Annotated in this window: 5 protein-coding genes; 2 read left to right on the plus strand and 3 right to left on the minus strand. The window is 64.8% G+C overall.

The window, feature by feature from the left end; translation table 11 throughout:
- The first annotated feature begins 100 nt into the window (after window positions 1–100).
- Window positions 101–514 (plus strand): ester cyclase, encoded by a 414-nt coding sequence (locus FV234_RS14165; protein WP_147765289.1) that lies wholly within the window; start codon window positions 101–103, stop codon window positions 512–514.
- A gap of 111 nt (window positions 515–625) precedes the next feature.
- Here FV234_RS14165 and FV234_RS14170 read toward each other — a convergent pair whose 3' ends face one another.
- From FV234_RS14170 to FV234_RS14180, 3 genes are all read right to left on the minus strand, one after another.
- The gene (locus tag FV234_RS14170) at window positions 626–1,195 is read right to left on the minus strand and encodes a type 1 glutamine amidotransferase domain-containing protein (RefSeq protein WP_147829895.1); all 570 of its coding nucleotides are present in this window, start codon (window positions 1,193–1,195) and stop codon (window positions 626–628) included.
- A gap of 54 nt (window positions 1,196–1,249) precedes the next feature.
- Window positions 1,250–2,332 carry a catalase family protein gene (locus tag FV234_RS14175; protein ID WP_147829909.1) on the minus strand — a complete coding sequence of 361 codons (1,083 nt, stop codon included), beginning with the start codon at window positions 2,330–2,332 and terminating at the stop codon, window positions 1,250–1,252.
- A 324-nt stretch (window positions 2,333–2,656) separates the two neighbouring features.
- A complete protein-coding gene (locus FV234_RS14180) occupies window positions 2,657–3,463 on the minus strand; it encodes an alpha/beta fold hydrolase (protein ID WP_246686201.1) in 807 nt (268 codons plus the stop codon).
- A gap of 548 nt (window positions 3,464–4,011) precedes the next feature.
- On the opposite strand from FV234_RS14180, the gene FV234_RS14185 reads away from it, so the two are divergent.
- On the plus strand, window positions 4,012–4,875 hold the full coding sequence (locus tag FV234_RS14185; protein WP_147829899.1) for a zincin-like metallopeptidase domain-containing protein: 864 nt from the start codon (window positions 4,012–4,014) through the stop codon (window positions 4,873–4,875).
- The last annotated feature ends 1,125 nt before the right edge of the window (window positions 4,876–6,000 follow it).

Consider the following 6,000-nt stretch of genomic DNA (forward strand, 5'->3'; position numbering starts at 1 on the left):
CCTGTCGTGCATGGCGCCGCAACGTCCCACGGTGGCGGGAGTTTCCCGTGCGTCGAGGCGCTGGGCGCGCCTTCGCCAGCCCCGAGCCCCAAGGAACATCATGTCCCGCGAGACCAGCATCCAGGCGACCGAGAAATTCGGCGAACTCGTCAACAGCGGCCATTTCGACGCCTTCCCCGAGGTTGTCGCACCGGACTGCCACGACCACGACCCGGCGCCGGGCCAGCACATGGGTCCCGAGGGATACCAGGCCTTCTTCACCGAACTCCGCACCGCGTTCCCCGACATGCAGGTCGAGGTGAAGAAGCTCGTCGCGGACGGTGACAGCGTCGCCTTCGCCTACACGCTCACCGGCACGCACCAGGGAGACTTCAACGGCCACAAGCCGACCGGGAAGGCCGTCAAGGTCCGCGGCATGCAGATCGGTCGCTTCGTCGACGGCAAGATGGTCGAAAGGTGGGGCTCGTCCGACGAGCTCGGCATCCTGAAGCAGATCGGCGCCATCAAGGGTTGATGGAGACATCCGCCAAGGCGTCCCGGCCGCGGGACGTCTCCAAGACATGACCCGGGGCGACTTATGGGCCGCCCCAGGCTCTCAAGAGCTAATCGTCGGCTTCCCGACTCCTCAGGCGCTCCGAACCTGATCGGGATGGCGGCCCTCCGCGAACTCCTCGACGATCTTGGCGCAGAAGGCCGGCAGGTCCTTGGGCGTGCGGCTGGTGACAAGCCCCTTGTCGCAGACGACCTCCTCGTCGACCCAGGTGCCACCGGCGTTCTCGATGTCCCGCCGTACGGTGGGGTAGGAGGTCAGCGTCCGTCCCTTCACGACGTCGGCCTCGATCAGGGTCCAGGGACCGTGGCAGATGACGCCGACCGGCTTGCCCGCGGCGAAGAAGTCCCGGACGAACGCCACGACATCCTTGCTCGCCCGGAGCTTGTCGGCGCCAACGCAGCCGCCGGGGATTACGAGCCCGTCGTAGTCCGTGGCCGACGCCTCATCGATGGTTCTGTCCACCTTGTAGCGGCCGGCGGGATCGAGGTCGTTGTTGACCGTCTCGGCCTCGCCGGCCTCCAAACCGATGACCGTCACGGTCGCCCCGGCCTGCTTCACCGCCTCATGGGGCTTGGCGAACTCGGGCTCCTCGGTGCCGCGCGGTGCGATCAGGATCGCGATCTTCTTGCCCTGTAAGCTCATCTCATCATCCTTCTGGGTGTTGGGGTTCATCAGAGGCGCGGCTTGCGCCGTTCCTCACGCCGGGATGCGGTCGATGCCGGCGGTGTCTTCGGCCGCCACGCCGTTCTCGCGGTGGCGGAAATCGCTCAGCGCGCGGTAGACCTGCAGCCGCGCCCGCATCACCGAACCGAGCGGTCGATGCGCCGCGAGGCTGTGCGCCGGGCGGAAGGTCATGACCTCGTCGAAGTAGCGCACCCGGTCCGGCGAGTAGGCGTCCTGGCGCGGCAGGCGGAGCGTCGCCACCGTCCGGTACGGGCTGACCGAGACCGGCCAGTCGACCGAGGCGTCCTCGATGGGCTGCCGCTCGGCATCGGCCCAGAGCTGCGCCTTCAATTCGAACACCACCTCGATGTCCCTGAGGAAGGCGACCGTGGCGTGCCGGAAACCGTCCTCGTCTTGGTTCGGGTCCAACCGCCACTCGGACAGCGCGCGCTGCGCCTCGGTCGCGGGCACGGCCCCGAGCTTGGCCACGTAATCGCCGAAGCGTACCGGCGCCTGGCTGAAGTAGCTGTCGGCAAGCGGATGGCTGTAGGGGTGCCCGAAGAAGTCGGCGAACGCGCTCTCGGTGCCGAAGGCATGGAGCGCCTTGTTGATGTTGCGCATGGTCGACGACACCGCGCTCTTCACCCCCTCCGGCAGGCCGGTCGACTTGCCGATGACCGTGCCGTCGCGCAGGAAGCCCGCCGCCGTGCCGGACGGGAAGGTGGTCCCGGTCGCGAGCACGAAATCCTGGGTGTCGACGGAATGGCCGGGTAGCTTCTCTCCCGGAACGTCGAAAACCTTGATGGACATGCCGCGGTGGGTCGACACCCGGTCACCCAAGGTCTCGCCTGGTCCTTGAGCGAAACGAACCGCCACAGGGTGGGTGCCGGGCGTGGCAAACAACCCCTGCGCCAGTTCGGTTGGCAGGCCGGCGGAAATCGTCAACTCGCCCGTCACGCAGGCCGAGCTTTTGGCATGGCTGGCACGCACGGCATGGTGCTCGCGTGCCTCGACCGTCTCCGATTGCTGCGTCATGCCTTGGATGATGCCGTCAATCGTCTTCTGCTCGTCCGGCGCGGGCCGCTCGATGTCGGGCGCGTATCGAAGGTAGGTCAGGATTTTCCTCCCGGTGATCGGGGAACTGAAGGGGACCGCGGCAGGGGAGAGCGCAGCGGACGCGGGGTTCGACGTATCGAGTCGAAAAGGGAATCCTGTTTCGAACATCGGGGGGCTGCGCGCCGTTCCCGGCCCATGATGAATTCGTGTCCGTGTAAAGTCCGCCTGAGTTCGGCTGCGCTATAAGTTGGCCTCGAAGCGCTGCTTCGTCTTGGCGGCAAAAGCAGTTGGACCATGGACCAGTTGCTGGGCGGAGGAGGCAAGCTTGGCCGCTATGTTCGACGACCCGTGGATGACCGTGGGCTCGGGTGTTCGACGAGCAATTTAAGGCGCATCCTTACCAACCGTTTCAAGGATTACCCGCACCGTCTCGGCAGGCTGATCCCAATGCGGGAAGTGGCCGCAGCGCTCGAACCAGTGCAGATGGGCCGACGGGAATGATACCTGGGCGCGTGCAGCCTGGCGCGGCAGCAGCAGGTGGTCCTGGCGGCCCCAGCCTATGGTGACAAAGCCGGGGGTCGTTGCCGAACCCTGCTGCAACGGCCCGTGTGCCAGCTCACGCAGCATCGCATCGAACACCGGTGTGGCCGCCAGACTCTGCAACTCCCCTACGACAAGCTGCGGTTGCAGTGCCCACGGACGGGCCGACAGTTGGGCCAGTAGCAGCGTACGGGTGACGGCGTGGCGCGACAGGCCGGGATGGAAGGGCCGCAGCAACCGCACCAAGCGTATCGATGCCGCGAGCGTCCAGTGGAGCCAGCGCGTTTCCCACCCACGCCAGAAGCCGCCGGGATCAAGCGCCACGCAGTGCCGACCGATGCCCCGCCGTGCCAGCTCCAGCACCAGCCGGCCTCCCACCGAACTGCCGACAAGGTCCGCTGTCGTCAGGCCTTGAGATGTCACAAAGCCGGTGAGGGCGTCCGCGTGGGCCTCCATCGTCTGCCGACCCGCGAGCGGGGCCGACCTGCCATGTCCCGGCAATTCGACCAAAATCAGTTCGCGCAAGTCGCGCAATGCGGGCAGGAGCGGATCCCAGGTGCGGAGATTGGATCCGAGCCCATGGACCATAAGCAGCGGCCGGCCCGTGCCGAGGCGTTCGAAATGTAGGGACATGATGGCATTGTCCTTCAATATTTGCGCTGCAGGCCGAACAGTGGTCCGTCGAAGATTTCGTCAGGCCGGACGTCTCAGTCAGGTCTATGGGCCACTCATATCGGACGCTTCTAGGCGAAGTCGCCGGTCTGATAGTCTGCTACGGCGCGGGGCCGATCCGGCTTCGCAGTTTTGGAAGCGCCGGATGTCACCGGTGTGAGACATCACAGATGGTGCTTCCCCTCGTGGGAAGGTCAGCGCCCCTCCCATCGTCGTCTACCTTCGGACGCGACGAACGGTACGTCCCGGGTGCCGCTACGAACGTTGGAATGCGGCGCGTGGCCTTCCGGACATCATTGCCACGTCCGCACAATCCATACGTCCGTTTTCGGGATCCGCACGGCCTCGCGTGAATGACTGCGTTGGGTCGGAGGCAGAACGTCCGCTTATGGATGAAGGATCAAGGTACGGTTGCCACCTTTCCGGCCGTTCCCAACAACCGACCAGGGACACCGCCAGCAAGATCCCTCTCCCATGCGTGAAGCTTTGCCTGACCGCTGCATCGCGGCTTTGTCTCAGGCAGGCCCATGGTCGATCCCTACTCGCGCATCACCGACGTCATCCTTCGTCAGATCGAGACCACCGACCCTAATACCTGGGTCTGCCCCTGGCACCGTGCCCACGGCGGCCTACCCTGTAACGCTCTGACGGGCCGGACTTATCGCGGCATCAACATCATCGCTCTCTGGTGCGGCGGTCAATCCGCCGGCTTCGTCGATGCCCGCTGGGCGACGTACCGGCAGTGGTCCGAACTCGGGGCCCAGGTTCGCAAGGGCGAGCGCGGCACCGCCGTGCTTTTTTACCGGGATCTGCCCGGTGCCTCCGAGGAAGGCGAAAACGCAGACCGTCGCTTTGTCGCTCGCGCCTCAAGCGTGTTCAACGCCGAGCAGGTTGAAGGCGCACCCGAGTTTCCAGAAAGGCCCCTGACGCCAATCGACCCGATCCCGGTGTTCGACCGTTTCGTCACAGCAACCGGTGCCCACGTCCGCCGGGGTGCATCCGCTGCCTACCTTCCCATCCGCGACGAGATTCGGATGCCGGATCGGGTGCTATTCCATTCGGCAGAGGGCTTCTGTGCGACTCTTGCTCACGAACTCATCCATTGGACCGGTGCTCCGCATCGCCTCGACAGACGGCTCAACACCCGCTTCGCCACTCGTAGCTACGCTGCCGAAGAACTTGTAGCCGAACTCGGTGCTGCCTTCGTCCTGGCTGGCCTGGGCTTGGCTCCCGAGCCGCATATCAACCACTCCGCCTACATGGCCGGCTGGCTGCCACTCGTCCGCGACGATCCCCGGGCGCTTATCACCGCCGCCTCGCTCGCCTCCAGGGCCACGCAATTCCTCGAGGCCTTCTCGCAGCAAGTGATTGGTTCCGAGATCGCGGCATAACCGACGATCACCCCGATGGTGACATCCCGTATTCCAATAATGAAGACGGTCGAAACGTGCGTCGCCCGATGCGGCGGCGGCTCCTGCCGCTGCACGCCCTAGCGTCGTCATAGCCTGCGAGCACCATTCCCGCTGCGAGGGACGCCCTACTCCCAGATCCGACCCCGCAGCTCTTCGCGTAGTTCGAGGCGCTGGCGGCTGCCCGCGAGTGAGCGCTCATCAGTATCGATCGCCTGGAAGCTACGATAGTCGTTCGAATGGTCTACCTCCGATTGCGCTCGAGGACGTCGCCCGCGGCACTGGCCCTGTTCGCCGCTGAGGCCACGAGATCAATTGACCTATAATACCAAGCGGCGCTGATCTCGACCGATGGCCGGGATCAGCGCGTCCGGCGGACGACCGCCGGCCCGCAGTCGCTGGTTCAACTGGCAATTAGTGAGCCTGATCGCCAGTTGATATTGCGCTGAGGCTGCGCGCGCGGAGGCTCAAGCGCCAGCTGCACCTGTGGCCGAGGATCGGGGACGCGGAGGTGGAAATGCCTTGGGTGGCGGATGCCATCCATCACTAGGCGAGTGTTGATCGAACTGTCCCGGCAGTGGGGCCGTGCTCTTAACGCAGCCGTCGCCAACCTTCGCTCCGCCCGATTTGGATCACCCCGGTCACAACCCTAGACGGGTGTCCACGAGGGTGGTACACAAAGGGCGTTGTCGGCGTCCATTAAGTCATTGTTTTTGCTTGCTTAACAGCGCTGTGGGGACACTCCCTCCGTCTCCGCCATTTACCCGCCCAGAGCGGTTATGCGTGGTTCTCCGGGTTGTCGAACCCGTTGAGAAAGCTCCATATTCTTCGGTGTCGCGGTCACGTGGGGGTAGGTAAGGACCGCCAAGGACATGCGTCGTGCTTGGGCATTCGCTTGGGCACATCTAAGCCCAGGCTGGACCGTGCCCGCGATCAACAAACTCACCGCTAAGCAGGTCACGACCCTGCCCGTCGGCCTGTGGCCTGCCTCCTGAAAAGTGGTCCTCCCTGAGGTATGGCTTCAAGCCATGTGGAGGATATTTTCATGGGACGGAAGAAGCATACGGCTGAAGAGATCGTCGCCAAGCTGCGTCAGGTCGATGTCTT

This window comes from Methylobacterium sp. WL8 (genome assembly GCF_008040045.1).
GTDB lineage: Bacteria > Pseudomonadota > Alphaproteobacteria > Rhizobiales > Beijerinckiaceae > Methylobacterium > Methylobacterium cerastii.